Raw genomic sequence first — 22,266 nt, 5'->3', positions numbered from 1 at the left:
TCGTCAGCGACCATGCTGCGCTCGCGCGGCGCCGGCCGAAAGAGGCTGGAAGGCCACTGCACGCAAGAATCCCGCCAGACACTTCGCCAGCGATCGCAAGGAACTCGCCAGCCCCCTGCGCGGACGCCGGAACGGCCCGGGCTACTCCCCGAGGGCGCCGTCGAAGCCGGGCTCGAGGCCGCTCTCGGCCCCCGCCGAGAACGTGCTGCGGTACTCCGTCGGCGACGTGCCCAGGATGCGGTGGAAGTGCAGGCGCAGGTTCGCCGCGGTGCCGAGCCCGACCCGGTGCGCGACCTGCTCGACGCTCAGGTCGCTGCGTTCCAGCAGCTCGCGCGCCAGGTCCACCCGCGCCCGCAGCACCCACTGCATCGGCGTGTACCCGGTGTCCTGCACGAACCGCCGCGAGAAAGTCCGCGCCGAGACCCGCGCGTTGCGGGCCAGCGCCTCCAGGGTGAGCTGCTCGGCGAGGTGCTCCAGGGCCCACTCGCGCGTGTCGGCGAACAGGTCGCCGAGCGGCTCGGGCACGCTGCGGGGCACGTACTGCGCCTGTCCCCCGCTGCGGTACGGCGCGGCGACCAGGCGCCGGGCCACGTGGTTGGACAGGCCGACGCCATGGTCGCGCCGCACCAGGTGCAGGCACAGGTCGATGCCGGACGCCGCGCCCGCCGAGGTGAGCACGCCGCCCTCGTCCACGAACAGCACGTTCTCGTCCACCCGCACGAGCGGGTACCGCTCGCGCAGCGCCCTCGTGTAGTGCCAGTGCGTCGTGGCGCGCTTGCCGTCGAGCAGTCCGGTCGCCGCCAGGGCGAACGCCCCGGTCGAGATGGCCGCGAGCCGCGTCCCGCGCGCGTGGGCGGCCTTCAGCGCGTCGACGACGACGGCCGGCGGGTCGGCGGCGGCCGGCGTCCGGTACCCGGGGACGAAGACCGTGTCGGCGCGCTCCAGCGCGTCCAGCCCCTCAGCCACGTGGTACGAGAGGCCGTCGCCGCCGGTCACCAGGCCGGGCGCGGCGCCGCACACCCGCACCTCGTACGGCATGCTCGGCCGGTTGGAGAACACCTGCGCCGGGATGCCGACGTCGAGCGGCTTGGCACCCTCCAGCACGAGGACGGCGATCTGGTGGTTCCTGCGGCGCGCGGCACTCACCCCACGGATCCTAGGCGGCGCCCGCACGGAAGTCCCCGTGCCAGCATGGGGCGGTGCCGTCACACCTCGTGATCAGAACCGCGACCCTCGCCGACGCCCCTGCCCTGTCCGCGCTGCGCTGGCGCTGGGCCCAGCCGGGCCGCACGCCGGGCGAGGGCGAGGCCCAGGAGTTCGCTGCCGCGCTGGAGGGGTGGATGCGGGCGCAGGGCGATCGGTCGGTGTGCCAGGTCGCGGACCTGGACGGCGACCTGGTCGGCATGGCGTGGCTGGCGGTGTTCGAGCGCGTGCCCAACCCGGGCGACACCGTCCGCAGGAACGGGGACGTGCAGAGCGTCTTCGTGGTCCCCGAGCACCAGGGGCGCGGCATCGGCCGGCGGCTGGTCGAGTCCCTCTGCGCCGCCGCCGACGACCTGGGCGTCCGCAAGCTCACGCTGGACTCGCGCGAGGCCGTGATGCCCTTCTACGAGCGGCTGGGGTTCTCGACGCGGACCACGCTGATGCAACGTTGACTCACGAGCGATCGGTCACTACGGTGACGGCGGTCGGCGGTCGACGCCGGTCACCCGCTGTCCGAGATCAGAGTCGATCGAAGAGGAGCCCACCATGGTCCTGCGACGTTCGTTCACGGTGCTCGCGCTCGCCGCGCTCACGCTGACCACCGCCGTCGCCCCGGCGACAGCGGTCGGCGCGGGCGGGGCGGAGCCGCCACCGGGCGGGGCGGTGAACGGGACCCGGCTGATGGAGGGCACCTCCCTCTACCCGCGCGCCATCCGGCTGGAGCACTCGGGCCGGGCGAACGGCACGATCGTGGTCAGCACGGTCACGTTCGACGGCGACACGGGTCACGGCGCGATCTTCACCAACACGGACGACGGCCGCAGCTTCGAGCGCGTCGGCACGGTGTCCGACCCGGGAGCGGCGCAGGGGCTGTGCTGCTCCACGCTGTTCGAGCTGCCGCGCAAGGTCGGCGACCTGCCGAAGGGCACCCTGCTGTGGTCGGCATCGGTGGGCCAGCAGCAGGACGAGGCCACGCGCCGGATGACGCTGCCGGTGTGGGCCAGCCGGGACCAGGGCCGCACGTGGGAGCACGTGTCCACGGCGGCCACGGCGTCGGGCGTCAAGGGGCTGTGGGAGCCGGAGTTCGCCGTCTCCCCCGACGGCGAGCTGGTGCTGTACGTCTCCGACGAGAACCAGCAGCCCACGCACAGCCAGACGATCGTGCAGGCCACGTCGCCCGACGGCGTGACGTGGTCGCCCCTGGAGAACGTCATCGCGCTGGCCGACCCCGGCCTGCGCCCGGGGATGCCGGTGGTGCGCCGGCTGCCGGACGGCGCCTACCTCATGAGCTACGAGGTCTGCGGCCCGGTGCAGGACTGCCGCCACTACACCCGCCGCTCGGCCGACGGGATCGCCTGGCAGCCCGTCACCGAGATCGGCAGCCCCGTCGCGACGGCGGACGGCACCCACTTCCGGCACACCCCGAACATCAGCTGGTACGACGACGGCACGCGCGACGGGCGGCTCCTCGGCGTCGGGCAGATGCTCTACGGGGCCGACGGCGGCGTGCTGCCCGGCAGCGGGTCCACGATCATGACCAACGAGGGCGTGCCGGAGGACCCCTGGACCACGGCCGGGGCGCCCGTGAGCATCCTCGACCCGTGGAACAACTACTGCCCCAACTACAGCCCCACGCTGCTGGCCCTGCCGGAGCGGGGCGAACTGCTGGAGCTGTCCACGGGCTACGAGTCGGAGGGCGGGAGCTGCACCACGTACTTCGCGGTCGCCGCCCTGCCGGACTGAGCCTGCCGGACCGATCCGGCCGGACCGATCCGGCGGGACCGGCCGAGGTAGATGCAGGACGATGCCGGCGGGCAGCGGCAGGATCGCGTTCATCACCGCACATCATCACCGCGGCCCCGCCGTCGCACCCGGTGGCGGGGCGACGGCGGGGCCGCGACGGGGCGGGTGTGCGTCAGCGCACCGGCGCCCCCGGGCCGAGCGGGATGCCCAGCGCCCACCAGGCGAAGAACAGCGCGGTCCAGGCGAGCGTCATGCAGACCGCGAGCGGCAGCGTGTACGAGGCCAGCGTGCCGATGCCGGCGTCCTTGCGGTACCGCTGCAGGAACCCGAGCGCCATGATGAAGTACGGGCTCATCGGCGTGATCGCCGTGGACCCCGAGTCGGCGATGCGGAACAGCGCCTGCGTGGTCTCGGCGGGCACGTCCAGCAGCATCAGCATGGGCACGACGACGGGCGCCGCGATGGCCCACATCGCCGAGCCGCTGGTCACCAGCACGTTCACCACGGACAGCAGCGCGAGGATCGCCAGGAACACCACCCAGATCGGCACACCGCTGGTCTCCAGCGCCTCGGCCGAGTTCACCGCGATGACGTCGCCGATGTGCGTCCAGTCGAAGTAGGCCAGGAACTGGGCGATCGCGAAGAACAGCACCAGGACCGGCGCCATCTGGCGCACGCCCTCGGCCATCAGCCGCGGCACGTCCCCCGCCTTCGTGATCGCCCCGGACCGCCACCCGTACACGACGCCGACGAGCGCGAACAGCACCGCGACGATCGCCGCGATCCCGTCCAGGAACGGCGACTCCGTCAGGCTCCCGTCCTCCCCGCGCAACGGGGACGACGACGGCAGCACCACCGCGACGATGACCAGGATCGCGCCCAGGCCCGACAGCAGCGCGGCACGCAGCGCGGACCGGTCCCGCGGCGAGAGCTCCAGGCCCTCGACGTCGTCGATCTCCGCGTCCGGGTCGGCGCCGAGATCCGGCCGCTTGGCCAGGACCAGGTTCGTGACCAGGGTGATCACGATCGCCAGCAGCAGCGACGAGGCGATGTTGAAGAACCAGTTGCTCACCGGCGACACGTACGCGTTCGGGTCGATGATCCGCGCCGCCTCCGTGGTGATGCCGGCGAAGATCGCGTCGTTCGGCGTCGGTACCGGGCTCGCGTCGTACCCCGAGGCGATGGAGGTGTAGGCCACGACGACACCGAGGATCGGCGACTTGCCCACCGCCCGGAACGCGAGCCCGCCCAGCGGCACCAGGATGATGTACGCGGCGGCGCTCGCGACGTGCGAGACGGTGCCCGCGAAGGCCACCGCGAACACGACCCAGGAGACGGGCACCCGCGAGACGGAGACCTTCATCGCCGCCGACAGGAAGCCGGTCCGCTCCGCGATCGCGACGCCCATGATGACCGCCACGATCGTGCCCATCGGGCCGAACGTCGCGAAGTTGTCGACGGCCGTGGAGACGGCCATGGCCAGACCGGCGCCGCTGAGCAGGTTCTGCACCACCACGGTCTCGCCGTCGGCGGGCGACACCACGGACACGCCCGCCGCGGCCAGCCCGGCGCTCGTCACGCCCAGGATCGCCGCGAGGATCCAGAACAGCCAGAACGGGTGCGGCAGGGCGTTGCCCAGGCGCTCGACGACGGCGAGCGCCCGCAGCACGCGGGGCAGGCGGTCCGGCTCGGTCCCGGGAGCGGCCTGCTTCGAGGTCGCGGTCATGACGCCGCTCCCTGCTCCGCGTGGGTGCCGTGCCCCGTGAGGAACCGCACCGGCAGCCGCTCGTCGCGCAGGAACTCCCACATGACCTCGTGGGCCTCGATGCTGTGCGTCGCGTAGCCGCCGCCGGAGTAGCTGTCCTCCCCCGGCCAGGTGTGGCCGCCGCCGAGCACCGCCACGTGCGTCACCTCGGCGCCCCGGTCACAGCCCGTCCACCGGGTGGTGGTCACGTCGAACGCCGTCTGCTCGACGTCCGGCCCCGTGTCGCAGCCGTTGCGCTCCACCCAGCCGCCCACCCAGTCCTGGATCGCGGGGAGGCCGCGGTCGGCGTCGCCCGCGTACGGGATGGTCACGTCGTCCGTGCCGTGGAAGTCGATCACCGGCACCGGCCGCACCGGGTCGCAGTCCGGGTGGCCCGTGCCGTAGAAGGCCGCGGCCACCGGCGCGACCGCCGCGATCCGGTCCGACAGCTCGCACGCGAGGATGCCCGTGAAGCCCGCCCCGTTGGACTTGCCGGTCGCGTACACGCGCCGCGGGTCCACGCACAGGTCCCGCTCCAGGGTGTCCAGCAGGTCGTTCGTGTAGGCCACGTCGTCGACGCCGGGGGCCGCGTAGGGCGCGCCCTCCCAGGCCTGCCGGTCGCCGTCGCCCGTACCGACCACGCCGTTGCCGTACGCGACGATCGCGGGCAGCGCGTCCAGCCCGGAGAACGCCTCCGTGCCCGCCCCCGTGTTGCCGCGGCCGTGGAACACCAGCACCACGGGCCACGCCCGGTCGCTGCGGTAGCCGTCCGGCAGGTGGAGCTGCACGGTGCGCTCGCGGCCGTCGCTGGTCAGGGTGCGCGGCACGCTCGTGCCCGGCGTCTGGCCGGGATCGGTGCCGCAGCCGGCGGACCGGAGCGCGGGCGTGGCGGACGCCGTCGTGGCGCCGACCGGCCCGGCCAGGCCGGCCACAGCGAGCGCCAGGGCGGTCAGGAGCGCCGCGCGCCGGCCGGGCCGCCGTCGGCCCTGCGGTGCGGGGCGGGGTGATGCTGTCGTCGTTGACATGCGAGTCCTTTCTGGGCGCCGGCCCGTGTGCGGGCACGGCGGAGCGGACACCTGGCGGTCCAGGTGCGTACCGAGGGGGTGCTGGGGAGGCGGGCCGGCGCTACGCGGGCGGCCACTCCTCCACGAAGGTCGTGATGCGGGCGACGATCGCCTTGACGATCGCGGCGCCGTCCTCGGCGGTGGCCCGGCGCGGGTCGCCGAGCACGCCGTTGGGACTGAGCCGGTCGTACGGCAGGGTCAGGGCGGGCTGCGCATGGCGGCGCGCCGTGCGGGAGACGTCGTCGAGCTGGTCCGGGGTGGTGGTGCCCGGCTCGAGCCGGTCGGTGTGCACCAGGTGCGGTGCGAGGTGCAGCATCTGCGCGGTCTCGGCCTCGCCGGAGTGGCCGTGCACGGCGCTCGGCTCCATCGCGGCCACCGCGTCGCCCGCGAGCGACGTCAGGGGCGACCAGGCGAGCTGGACCCCCGGGTGGGAGACGAGGAGGTCCTGCGCCACCGTCGTCAGCGTCGCGTTGTTGCCGCCGTGCCCGGTGACCACCAGGAACCGCGTCCAGCCGTGCCGGTGCAGGCTGCCGACGTACTCCCGCACCACGGCGGCGAACGTCGTGGTGGTCAGCGTCACCGTGCCCGCGAACGCCATGTGGTGCGGCGAGACCCCCACCGGGATCGACGGCCCCACCACCACGCGGCCGGCCAGGTTCGCGGCGACCTGCGCCACCACGGCCTCGGCGCGCACCAGGTCGGTCCCGAGCGCCATGCCCGGACCGTGCTGCTCCAGCGCCCCGGCCGGGATCAGCACCACGGTGCCGCGCGCGACGGCGTCCGCCGCCTCCGCCGTCGTCATCTCCGCGAGGCGGAACGGGGCGCTCACGGTGCCGCCTCCCCGAAGTCCGCCGCCTCCAGCGACTCCCGGATCGTGGTCAGGTGCGCCCGGGTCAGCCGCTCGGCGGCCGCCCCGTCACCGTCGCGGACCGCGGCCAGGATCTCCAGGTGCTCCGCGTGGTCCCGCTGCCGGTCGTCGTACCGGAACCGGATCTCCGTCTGCTCCGAGGCCCGCACGTGCAGCAGCGCCTCCACCGTCTCGCGCAGCAGCCCGTTGCCCGACGCCGCCGCCAGCTCCACGTGGAAGTTCAGGGCCGGCCGGAACCCGTGCACCGGCGGCTGCAGCGCCGTCGCCGTCGCGGCCTCCAGCCGCTGCAGGCCGGCGGCGTCCCGGGCGCTCGCGGCGAGCGCCGCGATCCCGGGCTCGATGACGAGGCGGGCCTGGACCAGCTCGATCACCGAGGAGCGCGTGATGTGCGGCCGGTGCGGGTTGGCCAGCACCGACCGCTCGATGCCCGGGCCGATGTACGTGCCGGAGCCGTGCCGCAGCTCGACCACGCCGGTGGCCTCCAGCCGCCGCAGGGCCTCCCGGACGGTCGGGGTGGTGACGGCGAACCGCTTGGCCAGGTCGCGGGAGGACTCCAGCACGTCGCCGGGTCCGAGGCTCTCGGAGCGGATCAGCTCGACGATGTCGTCCGCCAGCTGCTCCGAGAACGAGGCTCTACCTTGAGTCATAAAGTGACTAAATCACTTGACCACCCGTGGGGTCAAGCCCCGTTCCGTGCTGACCGGGGTTCAGCAGGCCATCGGCGACCGCCACGGGCGTGGACGCGGTCGCGGACAGCCTGCTGAACCCTGGTCAGCGACCGACCGTCAGGGCCGCGTAGTCCGGCAGGTCGATCTGGTCGACCGCCTTGTCGATGCCGCCCATCATCATTCCCGCGAGGGGGGTCTTCAGCAGGGCGCCCATCACCGCGGTGCGGGCGCGGATCTCGAACCGTGAGGGCGGCAGGAAGCCGCGTGCGCCGCCCGGGAGCTGCTTCATGTTGACGGCGGCGTAGGGCCGCACCGTCGTCTCGTAGGCGGCGAAGGCCGTCGCGGGGTCGCCTCCGGCCCGCGCGAGCTCGCCCGCCAGCACGTACGCGCCCACGAGCGCCAGCGAGGTGCCCATCCCGACGGACCCGGCGGTGCAGGCGTCGCCCAGGAGGGCGACCCGGCCCCGGTGCCACGTCGGCATCTCGATCCTCACGTGCCGGTCGAAGTAGAAGTCGTCGGCGCGCTCCATCGCCTCCAGGAGGCGCGGCACCTCCCAGCCCTCGCCGGCCAGCACCCCGGCGACCAGCCGCTTCTGCCCGGCGATGTCGCGCCGGTCGTACTCCACGGGGTCCCCGGCGAAGTGGACCATGCCGCGCGCGCCGCCGTGTGCCGGGTACAGCAGCACGTTGCGCCCGCCCACGCCGTTGCCGGCCGGCATCGAGTACAGCAGCTCCCAGCCGTCGAGGCCCCAGGTGTCGGCGCTGCCCGCCGGCTCGGCCGTGAAGACGGCGCGGTGGTAGCCGGAGTCGACGGCGCGCCAGGCGCCGTCGAAGGCCAGGCGCCGCGTGGTGGAGAAGACGCCGTCCGCGCCCACCACGAGGTCGAACCGGCGCGGGGCGGAGCGCTCGAAGGCGACGTCGACGCCGTCGGTGCGCTGGTCGAGCGCCGTGATGCTGTCGTCGAACAGGTACTCGACACCGTCCGCGGCGTCCATGATGATCCGCATGAGGTCGCCGCGCAGGATCTCGATGTCGGCGATGACGCCGCCCGAGTGGCCGAACATCTCGGCCGGCAGCTCCATGGTGCGCCGCCCCGCGGCGTCGAGGTAGGCGATCCCGCGCACGCCCGTGTGGACGGCCCGGACCTGCTCGGTGAGGCCCATCCGGTCCAGCACCGTCCGCGCGGCGCCGCGCACGTCGATGCCCTGACCGCCCGGCCGGGGCCCGGCCGACCGCTCGACCACCGTGACGTCGAAGCCGTACCGGCGGAGCCAGAACGCGAGGGCCGGGCCGGCGACGCTGGCACCGGAGATGAGTACGTGGGTCATGGCTGCTCCCTGGTTCGAAGGTTCCTCGCCGAGGCATCTCGGTGAGGCGCTTCGTACACCGTACGAACCGCCCTATGCTGGGTAAAGGGCGCGGTGGTACACCAGGTAGTGCACCCCACGAACGCCCAGGCCACGGCGCCGCAGCACGGCAGTACGACCCGCGACCGCACTAGTACAGGGAGCCGAGGATGACCACACCCTCCGAGCGCATCGCCGAGGAGATCCGGGCCCGCATCCGGTCGGGCGAGCTCGCCCCCGGCGCGGCGGTCCCGTCCACCCGCCGCATCGTCGCCGAGCACGGCGTGGCCATGGCCACCGCGAGCCGGGTGCTCGACACCCTGCGGCGCGACGGGCTCGTCGAGGTGCGGCGCGGCGTGGGCACGGTGGTGGCGGCCGGCGCCGGCTCGGCCCGCCCCGGTGCGGCGGCGCGAGCCGCGAGCGCCCCCACGGTGGACGACGTCGTGCGCCTCGCCATGGCGACGGCCGACGCCGAGGGGCTGGGCGCGCTGTCCATGCGGCGGATCGCGACCGACCTGGGCATCCCCACGATGTCGCTCTACCGCTACGTCCGGGGCCGCGAGGAGCTGCTGGCCCGGATGCTCGACACCGTGTACGCCACGTCGCCGCTCCCGGACCCGCTGCCGAAGGGCTGGCGGGCCCGCGCCGAGGTGTGCGCCCGCACCATGTGGGCAGCGTTCCAGCGGCACCCGTGGGCCGCGCACGTCATGTCGATGACGCGGCCGCAGGTGCTGCCGCACGGCATCGCCCACACCGAGGCGCTGCTCGGCGCGTTCAGCGAGCTGCCCGGCCGTCGACTCGACCTCGACACGCGGATGCACCTGACGGTGTCGGTCTTCCAGCTCGTGCGCGGGCTGGGGGTGGGCATCGAGCCGGCGGCACAGGCCCGCAAGGACGACGGGCTGACCGACGAGGAGTGGATGGACCGGACCCTGCCCGACCTCCAGGCCGCCGTCGACCCACGCCGCCACCCGCACCTGGTGGAGGCGACGTCGAACGACGTGGACCTCACCCTCGACACCCTCTTCGAGTTCGGCCTGGCCCGCCTCCTGGACGGGTACGCGGCGTTCCTCGGGAACCCGGCCCGGTCGTAGGGTGGGCGCGTGACCCCCGGCCCGGTGGACCTCCAGACGGCGCGGCGCACGATGTCGCCGCGCGAGCAGGACAACCGCCGGCTGCTGCGCGCCCGGGACGCCATCGACCGCGACTACGCCCAGCCGCTCGACGTGCCGACGCTCGCGCGCATCGCGCACGTCTCGCCGTCCCACTTCAGCCGCACGTTCCGGGCCACGTTCGGGGAGACGCCGCACCGGTACCTGCAGCGGCGCCGGATCGAGCGCGCGATGGCGCTGCTGAGCGACACGGCGACGCCGGTGACGGACGTGGCGCTGCTCGTGGGGTTCGCAAGCCTCGGGACGTTCAGCCGCACCTTCCGGGACGTGGTGGGCGACTCCCCGACCGGGTACCGGGCCCGGACCCGGCCGGTCACCGCACCGGTCTGCTTCGTGAAGAGCTGGATGCGGCCGGCGGGCTGAGCAGCCTCTTTGGACGGCCTGCTCGGCCGAGCAGTTTCGGAGAAGCGCGGCGCACCGGTCCGGTCGTAGCGTGACCGGCATGTTCAAGAACATCTCCATCACCGCCGTGACCGTGCTCGACCAGGACGAGGCCCTCGACTTCTACGTCGGCAAGCTCGGGTTCGAGGTCAGCAACGACGTCGACATGGGCTTCATGCGCTGGCTGACCATCTCCCTGCCGGCCGACCCGGACCGCCACCTGCTGCTGGAGGTGCCGGGCCCGCCGTCCCTCAGCGAGGAGGTCGCGGCCCAGGTCCGGGACCTGCTGACCAAGGGTGCGCTCGGGGTCGCGTGCATCCTGACCACCGACGACTGCCGCCGTACCTATGCCGAGCTGAGCGCGAAGGGCGTCGAGTTCACCGAGGAGCCGGTCGAGCAGCCCTACGGGATCGACTGCGCCCTGCGCGACCCGTTCGGCAACCACATCCGCGTCACGCAGCCGGCCACCGGGCCGGTCGAGGTGACCGACGAGGACATCGCGCGCTGGAGCGCGGGCCAGGCGGGCTGAGCGTCCTCAGAGCTGGGGCGGCCCCGCCTCGACCCGGCGCAGCACGGCCGGCAGGGAGTACAGGTCGGGCGACTCGTACAGCCCGCGCTCGTCCCACCACGTCGCCCCGGCGGCGGCCAGCGGGCCCACGACGTCGGCCGCCGCCTCCGGCGTCGTCAGCCCGCCCACGACGACGTCGAACGGACGGGCGACGTCGGCCGGGCCCTCCGCCGTCCGGTGCTCCGCGACGTACGCCGTCACGTCCCGGACCTCGTCGGGCGTGGGCGGCCGGCCGTGCCCGGACGCGAACAGGGGCACGACGCCGTCCCACCGCGCGGCGCGCCGGAACGGTCGGCGCGCGGGCCAGAAGCCGCCGACCCAGATCGGCGGGCGGGGCTGCTGCACCGTGGCCGGGAGGATCTCGACGTCGCGCACCCGGTAGTGCGGCCCGTCGTGGTCGACGCGCTCCCCCGCCCAGTAGCGGGCGAGCAGACCGAGCCCCTCGTCGAGCTTCTGGGCGAGCACCACGGGGTCGGTCTCGTCGCCGAAGCTGCCGAACTCGTCCTCGACGGGCCCGCCCAGGCCGGCGCCGAAGACGACGCGGCCGCCGCTGACGGCGTCCAGCGTCGCGACCTGCCGCGCGAGCTGCTCGGGCCGGCGCCGCGCCACGGGCGTGACGAGGGTGCCGAGCCGGATCGTCGAGGTCGCGAGCGCCGCGGCGGTGAGCAGCATCCACGGGTCGCCGAACGGCTGGCCGCGGCGCATCTCCTTGCGGTGCACCACGTGGTCCCAGACGAACAGGCCGTCCCAGCCGGCCTCCTCCGCGGCGCGGGCCACGGTCGCGACGGCGCGGGCGTCGGCGAAGTCGCCGAAGTTGGGGACGTTCACGGAGCAGCGCATCTCAGGCCTCGTCCTCGGGACCGGTCCCCGCGGCGGGCACGTCGCTCAGGTCGCGCCACATGATCCGCAGGCCCACGTCGCCCCGCTCGGGGTGCCGGAACGCACCGGGCGCGATGCCGAGGGTGACGAAGCCGAGGCTCTCGTACAGGTGGACGGCGGCGGTGTTCGTGTCGACCACCGCGTTGAACTGGATCGCGGCGAACCCCTCGCGGGCCGCCCAGGCGATCATGTCCTCGACGAGGGCCCGGCCCGCGCCGGTGCCGCGCACCGCGCGGTCGACCATGATGCTGCCCGACGCGACGTGGCTGCCCGGCCCCGGCCGGTTGGGGTACATGTTCGCGGTGCCGACCACGACGCCGTCGCGCACGGCGACGACGACGCGCCGCGGGGCCTCCAGCCATCCGGCGCGCGCGTCGGCCTCGCCCATCGTGGGCTCGTAGGCGAACGTGTCGGCCGCGCGGACGACCTCGCGCACGATCGGCCAGATGGCGGGCCAGTCGTCGGCGCCCGCCTCGCGCACGGTGGTCGGGGGCCGGGTGCCGGCGTCGGGCGGCGTCTCGACAGAAAGCTGCATGTGCTCACCCTGCCCCACGACCGACCCGTCCCGCCACGACGATTCTCGTGGTCGAGCACAGCGGGTGCTGCCAGCAAGCCGGGTCCGGTGGCTGCAACTGCTGTGGTCGACGCCGGGCCGTCGTGGCAGGGGGCCGGGCCGTCGTCACGGGCGCGGCCAGTGGCGGCCCGAGCGGTCCTCGATGACGCGGTTGTAGCGGCCCAGCAGCTCGCCGAACCGGGCCCGGTCCTGCTCGGACCAGTCGTGCAGCAGGTCGGCGAGGAGCGCCCTGCTGGCGGTGCGCTCCTCGCCCAGGAGCCGGCTGCCCTCGGCGGAGAGGCGGAGCTTGCGCGCCTGCCCGCCGTCGGGGTCCTCGAAGCGCTCGGCGAGGCCGGAGCGCCGCAGGGCGGCCGTCTGCCGGTTCAGCGTCGAGACGTCCAGGCCGGTGGCTTCCGCGAGCTCGGCGAGGCTGGCGGGGCCGCCGGCGTCGAGCAGGCTGAGCAGGGTGTACGCGCTCTGGTCGAGCTGCCCGCCCTTGCGCCGCGTGCGCCCCGCGGGGAGCGCGGCCAGGTGCCGCCCGAACAGCATGCCCTCGTACTCGATCTCGTCGATCGGGGACGTCATCGTCGTCATACCTCCGGTCTCGCACAGACGGTCGCACAGACGGTCCCGTACGGACGGTCGCGCACGCGGTCTCGCGCACCGGCTCGCGTCTATGCATCATGCACAAGATATGGCATTCTGAGACCGAACCCCAATGTGCATGATGCACAGCAATCTTTCGAGGAGACTCGTGACGACCACCGCGTCCCGCCCCGCGCCGCCGGCTGACGGATCGGCCACCGCACCCGTAGTCCACCCCAACCGCATCGTCGCCATCCTCGCGATCGGCGGCATCGTGGTCGCGATGACCCAGACCCTCGTGGTCCCGATCGTCGCGTCGCTGCCGACCATCTTCGACGCCCCGGCGTCGGACACGTCCTGGATCATCACGGTCACGCTGCTGGTCGGCGCCATCTGCACCCCGGTCTCGGGGCGGCTGGGCGACCTGTACGGCAAGAAGAAGATGATCCTGATCTCGCTGGTGCCGCTGGCCCTCGGGTCCGCGGTCTGCGCCGTGGCCACGACCGTCCCCGTCATGGTCACCGGCCGCGGCCTGCAGGGCCTGGCCACCGGGTTCATCCCGCTCGGCATCAGCATGCTGCACGACCTGCTGCCCAAGGAGCGCACCGCCGGCGCCATCTCCCTGATGAGCTCGTCGCTCGGCATCGGCGGCGCCCTCGGCCTGCCGTTCGCCGCCGCCGTCGCCGAGTTCGCGAGCTGGCGCATCCTGTTCTGGCTCATCGCGGTCTGCGCCGTCGTGGTCGGCGTCGTCGTCTGGCGGGCGATCCCCGCCCCGGCCGCGCCCGCCCGGGTGCGCACGCCGTTCGACTACGTGGGCGTGCTCGGCCTGGCCGCGGGTCTCGTGGCCCTGCTGCTGGCGGTCTCCAAGGGCGCCGAGTGGGGCTGGGCGAGCCCGCTCGTGCTCGGCCTGTTCGGCGGCTCCGTCGTCGTGCTCCTGGCCTGGGGCTGGTGGGAGCTGCGCACGCCCGCCGCGCTGGTCGACCTGCGCACCACCGCGCGCCCCGCCGTGCTGCTCACCAACCTGGCCTCGATCATGATCGGGTTCGCCATGTACGCCCAGTCCCTGATCCTGCCCCAGCTCATGCAGGCGCCGGCCGCGACCGGGTTCGGGCTCGGCCAGTCCATGCTGCAGATGGGCCTGTGGATGGCGCCGTCGGGCATCGCGATGACCCTCATGTCGCCCGTGGGCGCGCAGATCACCCGCGCCCGCGGGCCCAAGACGACGCTCGTCCTGGGCGCCCTGGTCATGGCGCTCGGCTACGGCCTGTCCACGCTGTTCATGGACACGCTCGTGGGCCTGTCGCTCACGGCGTTCGTCGCGGCGGCCGGCGTCGGCTTCGCCTACGGCGCGCTGCCCGCGATCATCCTGGGCTCCGTGCCGGCCTCCGAGAAGGCCGCCGCGAACGGGTTCAACGCGCTCATGCGCTCCATCGGCACCTCGGTGTCGGCCGCCGTCATCGGCGTGGTGCTGGCCCGGATGAGCACCACGTTCGGCGAGCACACCCTGCCCACCGAGGGCGGCTTCCGGGTCGCCCTGCTGCTCGGCTGCGGCATGGCCGTGGTGGCCGCGGCCATCGCGGCGACCGTCCCCGTCAAGGGGCTGCGCGAGGTGGCCGGCGGGCACTGGCCCGCCGGTCAGGCCCCAGCCGTACGCCGGACGGCGCCCTCCCCCGCGGGCGCCGCCCGGCGTACCGTCGGAGCATGTGCCGAAACATCACCACGCTGCGCGGCCTCGAACCGGCCGCGACCGACGAGGAGATCACCGCCGCCGCGCTGCAGTTCGTGCGCAAGGTCACGGGCGTGACGAAGGTGAGCGACGCCACCCGGGACCCGGTGGAGCGGGCCACGGCAGAGATCGCGGACATCGTGACGCGTCTGCTCGACGAGCTGCCCGAACGCCGTCAGCCGCCCAAGACCGTGCCGCCGCTGCGCCGGGCGGAGGTCCAGGCGCGCATCGCGCAGCGCATCAAGGAACGTGAGGAGCATGAGCGGATGCACGAGCTGGGCATCGCGCACTCGCACTGAGCGGCTCGCACCGCTACAGTTGCGGCGTGCTCGCACACCTCTCCTGTTGCTGTCACTGACCACCCACCCCGGTCCGTCAGTCCCCCGCGCGCGCCGTCGCACGCGCAGAACAGGAAGAGAAACAGGTGCAGTACGTCAATTCTGTCGTTGACCTCGTCGGCAACACCCCCCTGGTCCGGCTCAGCCACGTGACCGAGGGCGTCACCAGCGCGACCGTGCTCGTCAAGCTCGAGTACCTCAACCCCGGCGGTTCCTCCAAGGACCGCATCGCGGGCCGGATCATCGACGCTGCCGAGCGCGAGGGCAAGCTGCTGCCGGGCGGCACCATCGTGGAGCCCACGTCGGGCAACACCGGCGTCGGCCTCGCCCTGGTGGCGCAGCAGCGTGGTTACCGCTGCGTCTTCGTGCTGCCCGACAAGGTGGGCGAGGACAAGCGCAACGTCCTGACCGCCTACGGCGCCGAGGTCGTCGTCACGCCGACGGCGGTGGCGCCCGACAGCCCCGAGTCGTACTACTCGGTGAGCGACCGGCTGGTGCGCGAGATCCCGGGTGCCTTCAAGCCCGACCAGTACTCCAACCCGAACGGCCCGCGCTCGCACTACGAGACCACGGGTCCGGAGATCTGGCGGGACACCGACGGCCGCGTGACGCACTTCGTCGCCGGCGTCGGCACGGGCGGCACCATCACCGGGACCGGCCGCTACCTGCGGGAGGTCTCGGGCGACACGGTACGCATCGTCGGCGCCGACCCCGAGGGCTCGGTCTACTCGGGCGGCACCGGCCGCCCCTACCTGGTCGAGGGCGTGGGCGAGGACTTCTGGCCGTCCGCGTACGACCCGAGCGTGCCGCACGAGATCATCGCGGTCAGCGACGCCGAGTCGTTCGCGATGACGCGGAGGCTGGCGCGCGAGGAGGGCATCCTCGTGGGCGGCTCCAGCGGCATGGCCGTGGTCGCGGCCCTGCGGGCCGCCCGCGACCTGAGCGCCGACGACGTCGTGGTGGTCCTGCTGCCCGACGGCGGCCGCGGCTACCTCGGCAAGATCTTCAACGACACCTGGATGCGGTCCTACGGCTTCGCGCCCGCCATCGAGGACCACACCGTCGCGGACGTGCTCGCCGCCAAGGCCGACCGCACCCCGCCCCTGCTCTACGTGCACCAGACCGACACGGTGCGGGAGGCGATCGACCGGATGACCCGGTCCGGCGTCTCCCAGCTGCTCGTGCTCACCGCGGAACCGCCGGTGGTGCTCGGCGAGATCGCCGGCGCCGTGCACGAGGACGAGCTGCTCGACGGGGTGTTCGCCGGCAAGGCGAACCTGTCGGACGAGGTGGGCGGCCTGATCGGCCGGCCCCTGCAGCTCATCGGCGTCAACGAGCCGGTCGGGACGCTGCGCGCGGCCCTGGCCGACGAGACCGCACTGCTCGTGACCGACGGCGGCAAGGCCCTCGGCGTGGTCTCCCGCTCCGACCTGCTCGACTACCTCGCGGTCTGACCCCGCACGCAACCTTCGAAGAGAGACAGCCATGACCGACGCCCGACCGAGCCGTTTCGACACGCTCGCCATCCACGCGGGGCAGCACCCCGACCCGACCACCGGCGACGCGATCCCCGCGATCCACGTCACCTCCACCTACGCCCAGGACGGCATCGGGGGGCTGCGCGGCGGGTACGAGTACTCGCGCGGCGGCAACCCCACCCGCACGGCCCTGGAGGAGCAGCTCGCGGCGATCGAGGGCGGCGCGCACGGCATCTCGTTCGCCTCCGGCCTGGCCGCCGAGGACGCGCTCCTGCGCGCCGTGGTCGCCCCCGGGGACCACGTGCTCGTGCCGAACGACGTCTACGGCGGCACGCACCGCCTGATCCGCACCGTCCACGGCCGCGCCGGCGTGGCGCACACGACCGTGGACACGGCCGACCTCGACGCCGTGCGCGCCGCGATCCGGCCGGAGTCCAAGGTGCTGTGGGTCGAGACGCCGTCGAACCCGCTGATGAAGATCAGCGACATCCCCGCGCTGGCCGAGCTCGCGCACGAGAACGGCCTGCTCCTGGTGGTCGACAACACGTTCGCCTCCCCCGCCCTGCAGCGCCCCCTCGACCTCGGCGCCGACGTCGTGGTGCACTCCACGACCAAGTACCTCGGCGGGCACTCGGACGTCGTCGGCGGCGCCGTCGTCGTGAAGGACGGGGCCGACGAGCTCGCCGAGCAGGTGCACTACGTGCAGTTCGCCGCGGGCGCGGTCTCCAGCCCGTTCGACGCGTTCCTCACCACGCGCGGCATCAAGACGCTGTCGGTGCGCATGCAGCGGCACTCCGAGACGGCCCAGACCCTCGCCGAGCGCCTGGTGCACCACCCCGCCGTCGCGCGCGTGCTGTACCCGGGCCTGCCCGACCACCCCGGCCACAAGATCGCCGCCCACCAGATGACGCGGTTCGGCGGCATGATCTCGCTGGACCTCGCCGGCGGCGAGGCGGCGGCGCGCACGTTCGCCGAGTCGACCAGGGTGTTCCTCCTGGCCGAGTCGCTCGGCGGCGTGGAGTCGCTGGTCAACTACCCGAGCGAGATGACCCACGCGTCGGTGCGGGGCACGGAGGCCGAGGTGCCGCCGTCGATCGTCCGCCTGTCGGTGGGCCTGGAGGACGTGACGGACCTCCTCGACGACGTCCTGCAGGCCCTGGACCGCATCTGACCCCTTCGTCGAGTGCCGGGTATGTGCGGCCCCAAGGCCTTCCGGACCGCACACACCCGGCACTCGACAACGCTCGGGACGGGGGCGCTTAGGGTGGGGGCGTGACCGAACATGCTCCCGTGAGCGCCGTGATGCACCGCGCCAAGGCGGACGCCCGCGCCTCCCACACCACCGTGGGGCAGGTGCGGCACCTGCCGGGCGACCGGGAGGAGATCGACTGCGCCTGCGGCATGACGCTGACCAACGGGCCGCAGTGGTCGCTCGACGAGCACATCCGGCTGCACCGCGCGGAGGCTCGCTACCTGGCGCTGAGCGAGGTGGCGCCCGCGGGGATGCCGCGCCTCATCCCGGTGGACCCGGCGCGGCTGCCCCGCTGACGCGGCACCCCTCAGGGGCGGTCAGAGCTCGTCGGGGTCGTCCCAGGACACGCCGCTCGAGGCGCCCGAGATCGGGTCGAGCTCGCAGCCGGCGAGATTGCGCGGGGCCTTGGAGACGTCACCGCCGCCGAGCAGGCCGCGGCGGGTGGCGACGCGCCGGGCGACCGGCGGCGCGATGTGGGCGTAGGAGGCGTTCGACTCGTCGATGAGATCGGTCGGGACCGAATCGGTCGAGTCACTGGTGGACTGGGGTTCCCCCGTGATCATGGTCCCATTCTCGCAGGAACCAGGGGTTCGGCGCATCCGCTTGGCACAGTATTTCGAATCCCCGCCAAGCCTCCACGACCACGGCACGCCCACCACGAGATCTCCCCCCACGTACCCCTGCGGGGTGTGATGATCGTCCGATGCAGACGTGGCCGGGCCGCCCCTACCCCCTCGGGGCGACGTTCGACGGTACGGGGACGAACTTTGCGCTCTACTCCTCCGTGGCGCGACGGGTGGAGCTGTGCCTGCTGGCCGACGACGACACCGAGACCCGCGTCGAGGTCACCGAGACGGACGCGCACGTGTGGCACGTGTACCTGCCCGGCGTCGGCCCCGGGACGCGGTACGGGTACCGGGTGCACGGACCGTACGACCCGGCGTCGGGCCATCGCTGCAACCCGGCCAAGCTCCTGCTGGACCCGTACGCGAAGGCCGTGGACGGCGACCTCGACGGCGACCCGTCCCTGTTCTCGTACGCGTTCACCGACGTGGAGCAGGCCACCACGGGCACCACGCCGGACGACGCCGACTCCCTGGGCCACACGATGGTCTCCGTGGTGGTCAACCCGTTCTTCGACTGGGGGCACGACCGTCCGCCGGCCACCCCGTACCACGAGACGGTGATCTACGAGGCGCACGTCAAGGGTCTGACGATGCGCCACCCCGACGTCCCCGACGAGCTGCGCGGCACCTACGCCGGGCTGGCCCACCCCGCGGTGATCGAGCACCTGCGCGACCTGGGCGTCACGGCCATCGAGCTCATGCCCGTGCACCAGTTCGTCACCGACCCGTCGCTGGCGGCCAAGGGGCTGACGAACTACTGGGGCTACAACACGATCGGGTTCTTCGCCCCGCACAACGGGTACGCCGGCTACGGCAGCCGCGGCCAGCAGGTCATGGAGTTCAAGGCCATGGTCAAGGCGATGCACGAGGCGGGCATCGAGGTGCTGCTCGACGTCGTCTACAACCACACCGCCGAGGGCAACCACCTGGGCCCCACCCTGGGCTTCCGCGGCATCGACAACGCCGCCTACTACCGCCTGGTCGACGGCGACGACGCGCACTACTTCGACACCACCGGCACCGGCAACTCGCTGCTCATGCGCTCCCCCGCCGTGCTGCAGCTCATCATGGACTCGCTGCGGTACTGGGTGGAGGAGATGCACGTCGACGGGTTCCGCTTCGACCTGGCCGCCACGCTCGCCCGCCAGTTCCACGAGGTCGACCGGCTCAGCGCCTTCTTCGACATCGTGCACCAGGACCCCGTGATCTCCCAGGTCAAGCTGATCGCCGAGCCGTGGGACCTGGGCGACGGCGGCTACCAGGTGGGCGGGTTCCCGCCGCTGTGGACCGAGTGGAACGGTCGCTACCGCGACACGGTGCGCGACTTCTGGCGCGGCGAGCCGGCCACACTGCCGGAGTTCGCCTCCCGGCTGACCGGGTCCAGCGACCTGTACGAGCACAGCGGCCGGCTACCGAGCGCGTCCATCAACTTCGTCACCGCGCACGACGGCTTCACGCTCGCCGACCTGACGGCGTACAACGAGAAGCACAACGAGGCGAACGGCGAGGACAACCAGGACGGCGAGAACCACAACCGGTCCTGGAACTGCGGCGTCGAGGGGCCGACGGACGACCCGGAGATCAAGGAGCTCCGCGCCCGGCAGCGTCGCAACCTGCTCGTGACGCTCATGCTGAGCCAGGGCGTGCCGATGATCGCCCACGGCGACGAGCTGGGCCGCACCCAGCAGGGCAACAACAACGCCTACTGCCAGGACAACGAGCTCACCTGGGTGGACTGGGGCGGCCCCGACGGGCTCGACGCCGAGCACGCCGCGCTCCTCGACTTCGCCCGGCAGGCCGTCCGGCTGCGCCGCGACCACCCGATCCTGCACCGCCGCCGGTTCTTCGACGGGAAGGTGTCGCCGAACGCCGCGGGCGGGCCCGCGGACGTCGAGTGGCTCGACCTGACGGGCGCGCGGATGGACGACACCGACTGGCAGCAGGCCTACGCCCGGACCGTGGCAGTCTTCCTCAACGGCGACGCGATCACGGAGACCGGGCGCCGGGGGGAGGCGGTGGTCGACGACTCCTTCCTGCTGCTGCTCAACGCCCATTTCGAGGCGCTGGACTTCACGCTGCCGCCCGCCGCGTACGGGGAGTCCTGGACCGTGGTCCTGGACACCGACGGCAGCGCCGAGCCCGGGACGGTGCTCGGAGCGGGGACCGGCCTGTCCGTGACGGGTCGAAGCGTGGTCGTACTGACTCGCCCATCCGGAACACCGGGCTAGGCTGTCGGCCGTGACCGGACCGAGGAGTGGAACCGGAGGCAGCACACCACCGCCCCGCCCGGGCCCTGACATGCCCGTTCCCGGGCCCAGACCGGTGGTGTGGGCCCCGCGCGCCCGGATCATCGAGGTGCTCGTGCCGTACGACCCGTACGAGGAGCCGGAGCACATGCCGCTGCGCCTCGTGGGCGCCGGCGAGCCCGGGTACTGGGGCGCCGACAGCGTGCTCGGGCACGGCACCGACTACGGCTACTCCGTGGACGGCGGCCCCCTGCTGCCCGACCCGCGCAGCGTGTGGCTGCCGCAGGGCATCCACGGGCCGACCCGCGTCTTCGACCCGGCCTTCGAGTGGACCGACGGCACGTGGTCCCCGCCGGACCTGTCCACGAGCGTGCTCATGCACGTGGACATCGAGACCTTCACCCCCGCGGGCACCCTGGACGCCGCCGCGGAGCTGCTGCCCACGATCGCCGGCCTCGGGGTCCACGGCGTCGAGCTCGCGCCGGTCGCGGCGTTCGACCCCGCGCTCGGCCCCGCCCGCGGCGTGCGCCTGTACTCCGTGCACGAGCCGTACGGCGGCCCGCGGGCACTCCAGCGCTTCGTCGACGCCGCGCACGCCGCGGGGCTCGCCGTCGTGCTGGACATCCCCTACCGCTGGGCCGTGGCCGACGAGCTCGGCCTGGAGGCCTACGGCCCCTACCTGACGGGCGGCGGCGGCCGCCCGCGCGTGGCGCGGACCGAGGTCGGCGACGCGGGCGAGTACGCGCTGCAGGCCATGCGCCCCCGGACCGGCCAGGTGCCCCTGGACCGGCCGCGGACCGGCCCCATCCAGCTCCGCACCGGCCAGGTCCCCACGATCGGCACGCGCGCCGGCAAGGTGCCGTCCTCGCCGACCGTGCGGACCGACTACGTGGGCGACCGCATCAACCTCGACGGCAGCGGCAGCCGCGGCCCCCGGGACTTCCTCGTGGACGACGCGCGGCACTGGCTGCGCGAGTACCACGTGGACGGCCTGGTGCTCGACGTCGACGCGCTCGTGGACCGCTCCCCCACACCGTTCCTCGGCGAGCTGGCCGACTACGTCGTCGGCCTGGGCGAACAGCTCGAACGCCGGTTCAGCCTGCTGGTGGACGGGCCGGGCCGGAGCGACCGGCTCACCACGATCCTGCTGCGCATCCTGTCCGGGCCGGGCAAGACCGAGGACATCCAGGCGCTGCAGATGCTCGCCGACCTGGTGCACCCGTCGGTGCGCCGCGCCACGCGGCAGAACGGCGGACGGCGCAGCCGGGTCCGGTCCGGCGCCAGCGTGGTGGAGGACATCACCCGGCTGCCCGCCGCGCAGCTCACGGTGCCGTGGGCGGGCGAGGAGAGCCCCGCCACGGCGCTGCTGGGCGTGGACGACGTCGACATCCGGGCCAGCGTGCTCGCCACCGTCATCCTCGCGGGCAACCCGCTGGTGCTCGACACGGTGCACGTGCCCGTGGTGCCGCGCAACGCCAACGAGCAGCGGCTCGCGAGCTGGGCGCACGACCTGATCGCGATCCGCCTCGCCATCACCGACGAGCTGGACCTCCCCCTGGAGATCCGGTCCACCGCCGACCGCTCGGTCATCGCGGTGCTGCGGGGCAGCCTGGCGTTCGTGCTCAACACGGGGCACGGCCTGGCCGCGCTGCGGCTCGGGAGCCTGCTGCGGCCCGCCGAGGGCGCCAGCCGCGCCCCGCTGCCGGGGGCGTTCCGGCTGGCCGCCGCGTGGGAGCCGGGCGCGACCCGGCTGGTGGGCGACACGCTGACGGTGCCGCCCCGGATGACGGCCGTGCTGCGCGCGGAGACCTGACCTGCGAACCTGGG

At 73.5% G+C, this 22,266-nt stretch carries 22 protein-coding genes; 12 read left to right on the top strand and 10 right to left on the bottom strand.

Features of this window, described 5'->3' with window-relative positions; genetic code table 11:
• Positions 1-141: 141 nt before the first annotated feature.
• The gene (locus tag QRN56_RS12670; RefSeq protein WP_285103710.1) at positions 142-1,146 is read right to left on the bottom strand and encodes a GlxA family transcriptional regulator; all 1,005 of its coding nucleotides are present in this window, start codon (positions 1,144-1,146) and stop codon (positions 142-144) included.
• Between the two features lie 53 nt (positions 1,147-1,199).
• Between QRN56_RS12670 and QRN56_RS12665 the strand changes: the two genes are divergently transcribed.
• On the top strand, positions 1,200-1,655 hold the full coding sequence (locus QRN56_RS12665) for a GNAT family N-acetyltransferase (RefSeq protein WP_285103708.1): 456 nt from the start codon (positions 1,200-1,202) through the stop codon (positions 1,653-1,655).
• A 94-nt stretch (positions 1,656-1,749) separates the two neighbouring features.
• Complete coding sequence (locus QRN56_RS12660) at positions 1,750-2,946, top strand: sialidase family protein (RefSeq protein WP_285103706.1); 1,197 nt, start codon at positions 1,750-1,752, stop codon at positions 2,944-2,946.
• Between the two features lie 172 nt (positions 2,947-3,118).
• On the opposite strand, the gene QRN56_RS12655 is transcribed toward QRN56_RS12660, so the two are convergent.
• The 5 genes from QRN56_RS12655 to QRN56_RS12635 form a co-directional block, all read right to left on the bottom strand.
• A complete protein-coding gene (locus tag QRN56_RS12655) occupies positions 3,119-4,672 on the bottom strand; it encodes an AbgT family transporter (RefSeq protein WP_285103705.1) in 1,554 nt (517 codons plus the stop codon).
• Positions 4,669-5,715, bottom strand: a complete 1,047-nt coding sequence (locus QRN56_RS12650) for a CE1 family esterase (protein ID WP_285103703.1) — start codon at positions 5,713-5,715, stop codon at positions 4,669-4,671. Before QRN56_RS12650 ends, QRN56_RS12655 begins: the two co-directional genes overlap by 4 nt.
• Before the next feature lie 100 nt (positions 5,716-5,815).
• Complete coding sequence (locus QRN56_RS12645) at positions 5,816-6,583, bottom strand: creatininase family protein (RefSeq protein ID WP_285103701.1); 768 nt, start codon at positions 6,581-6,583, stop codon at positions 5,816-5,818.
• On the bottom strand, positions 6,580-7,269 hold the full coding sequence (locus QRN56_RS12640) for a FadR/GntR family transcriptional regulator (protein WP_285103699.1): 690 nt from the start codon (positions 7,267-7,269) through the stop codon (positions 6,580-6,582). Before QRN56_RS12640 ends, QRN56_RS12645 begins: the two co-directional genes overlap by 4 nt.
• 124 nt (positions 7,270-7,393) lie before the next feature.
• Positions 7,394-8,617 (bottom strand): FAD-dependent monooxygenase, encoded by a 1,224-nt coding sequence (locus QRN56_RS12635; RefSeq protein ID WP_285103697.1) that lies wholly within the window; start codon positions 8,615-8,617, stop codon positions 7,394-7,396.
• Between the two features lie 188 nt (positions 8,618-8,805).
• Here QRN56_RS12635 and QRN56_RS12630 point away from each other — a divergent pair, with 188 nt between their 5' ends.
• The 3 genes from QRN56_RS12630 to QRN56_RS12620 all read left to right on the top strand — a co-directional run bounded on the left by QRN56_RS12630 (position 8,806) and on the right by QRN56_RS12620 (position 10,717).
• Positions 8,806-9,729, top strand: coding sequence for a GntR family transcriptional regulator (locus QRN56_RS12630; protein ID WP_285103695.1), 924 nt, complete (start codon positions 8,806-8,808; stop codon positions 9,727-9,729).
• A 51-nt stretch (positions 9,730-9,780) separates the two neighbouring features.
• Positions 9,781-10,170, top strand: coding sequence for a helix-turn-helix domain-containing protein (locus QRN56_RS12625; RefSeq protein WP_502928794.1), 390 nt, complete (start codon positions 9,781-9,783; stop codon positions 10,168-10,170).
• Between the two features lie 79 nt (positions 10,171-10,249).
• A complete protein-coding gene (locus QRN56_RS12620; protein ID WP_285103691.1) occupies positions 10,250-10,717 on the top strand; it encodes a VOC family protein in 468 nt (155 codons plus the stop codon).
• A gap of 6 nt (positions 10,718-10,723) precedes the next feature.
• Here the strand turns inward: QRN56_RS12620 and QRN56_RS12615 are convergent, their stop codons facing one another.
• The 3 genes from QRN56_RS12615 to QRN56_RS12605 form a co-directional block, all read right to left on the bottom strand.
• Positions 10,724-11,584, bottom strand: a complete 861-nt coding sequence (locus tag QRN56_RS12615; RefSeq protein ID WP_285103689.1) for an LLM class flavin-dependent oxidoreductase — start codon at positions 11,582-11,584, stop codon at positions 10,724-10,726.
• 13 nt (positions 11,585-11,597) lie between these two features.
• Positions 11,598-12,170, bottom strand: coding sequence for a GNAT family N-acetyltransferase (locus QRN56_RS12610; protein WP_285103687.1), 573 nt, complete (start codon positions 12,168-12,170; stop codon positions 11,598-11,600).
• A gap of 144 nt (positions 12,171-12,314) precedes the next feature.
• Complete coding sequence (locus QRN56_RS12605) at positions 12,315-12,773, bottom strand: MarR family winged helix-turn-helix transcriptional regulator (protein ID WP_285103685.1); 459 nt, start codon at positions 12,771-12,773, stop codon at positions 12,315-12,317.
• 169 nt (positions 12,774-12,942) lie between these two features.
• On the opposite strand from QRN56_RS12605, the gene QRN56_RS12600 reads away from it, so the two are divergent.
• From QRN56_RS12600 to QRN56_RS12580, 5 genes are all read left to right on the top strand, one after another.
• Positions 12,943-14,577, top strand: a complete 1,635-nt coding sequence (locus QRN56_RS12600; protein ID WP_285103683.1) for an MFS transporter — start codon at positions 12,943-12,945, stop codon at positions 14,575-14,577.
• Complete coding sequence (locus tag QRN56_RS12595; protein ID WP_182617119.1) at positions 14,475-14,798, top strand: DUF2277 domain-containing protein; 324 nt, start codon at positions 14,475-14,477, stop codon at positions 14,796-14,798. The genes QRN56_RS12600 and QRN56_RS12595 overlap by 103 nt, the downstream gene beginning before the upstream one ends.
• Before the next feature lie 125 nt (positions 14,799-14,923).
• Entirely contained in the window at positions 14,924-16,291 is a 1,368-nt protein-coding gene (locus tag QRN56_RS12590; RefSeq protein ID WP_285103681.1) for a cystathionine beta-synthase, read from the top strand.
• Positions 16,292-16,322: 31 nt separating this feature from the next.
• Positions 16,323-17,486 carry a cystathionine gamma-synthase gene (locus tag QRN56_RS12585; RefSeq protein ID WP_285103679.1) on the top strand — a complete coding sequence of 388 codons (1,164 nt, stop codon included), beginning with the start codon at positions 16,323-16,325 and terminating at the stop codon, positions 17,484-17,486.
• A gap of 119 nt (positions 17,487-17,605) precedes the next feature.
• Complete coding sequence (locus QRN56_RS12580; protein WP_285103749.1) at positions 17,606-17,863, top strand: hypothetical protein; 258 nt, start codon at positions 17,606-17,608, stop codon at positions 17,861-17,863.
• Between the two features lie 21 nt (positions 17,864-17,884).
• Here the strand turns inward: QRN56_RS12580 and QRN56_RS12575 are convergent, their stop codons facing one another.
• The gene (locus QRN56_RS12575; protein ID WP_285103677.1) at positions 17,885-18,130 is read right to left on the bottom strand and encodes a hypothetical protein; all 246 of its coding nucleotides are present in this window, start codon (positions 18,128-18,130) and stop codon (positions 17,885-17,887) included.
• 140 nt (positions 18,131-18,270) lie between these two features.
• Here QRN56_RS12575 and glgX point away from each other — a divergent pair, with 140 nt between their 5' ends.
• Both glgX and QRN56_RS12565 read left to right on the top strand, forming a co-directional pair.
• Positions 18,271-20,421: a glycogen debranching protein GlgX gene (gene glgX / locus QRN56_RS12570; RefSeq protein WP_285103675.1), complete on the top strand. Its 2,151-nt coding sequence runs from the start codon at positions 18,271-18,273 to the stop codon at positions 20,419-20,421.
• A 70-nt stretch (positions 20,422-20,491) separates the two neighbouring features.
• Positions 20,492-22,252: an alpha-amylase family protein gene (locus QRN56_RS12565; RefSeq protein ID WP_285103674.1), complete on the top strand. Its 1,761-nt coding sequence runs from the start codon at positions 20,492-20,494 to the stop codon at positions 22,250-22,252.
• The last annotated feature ends 14 nt before the right edge of the window (positions 22,253-22,266 follow it).

This window comes from Promicromonospora sp. MEB111, assembly GCF_030209445.1.
Classification (GTDB): domain Bacteria; phylum Actinomycetota; class Actinomycetes; order Actinomycetales; family Cellulomonadaceae; genus Promicromonospora.
This window is presented reverse-complemented; position numbering and strand designations above follow the sequence as displayed.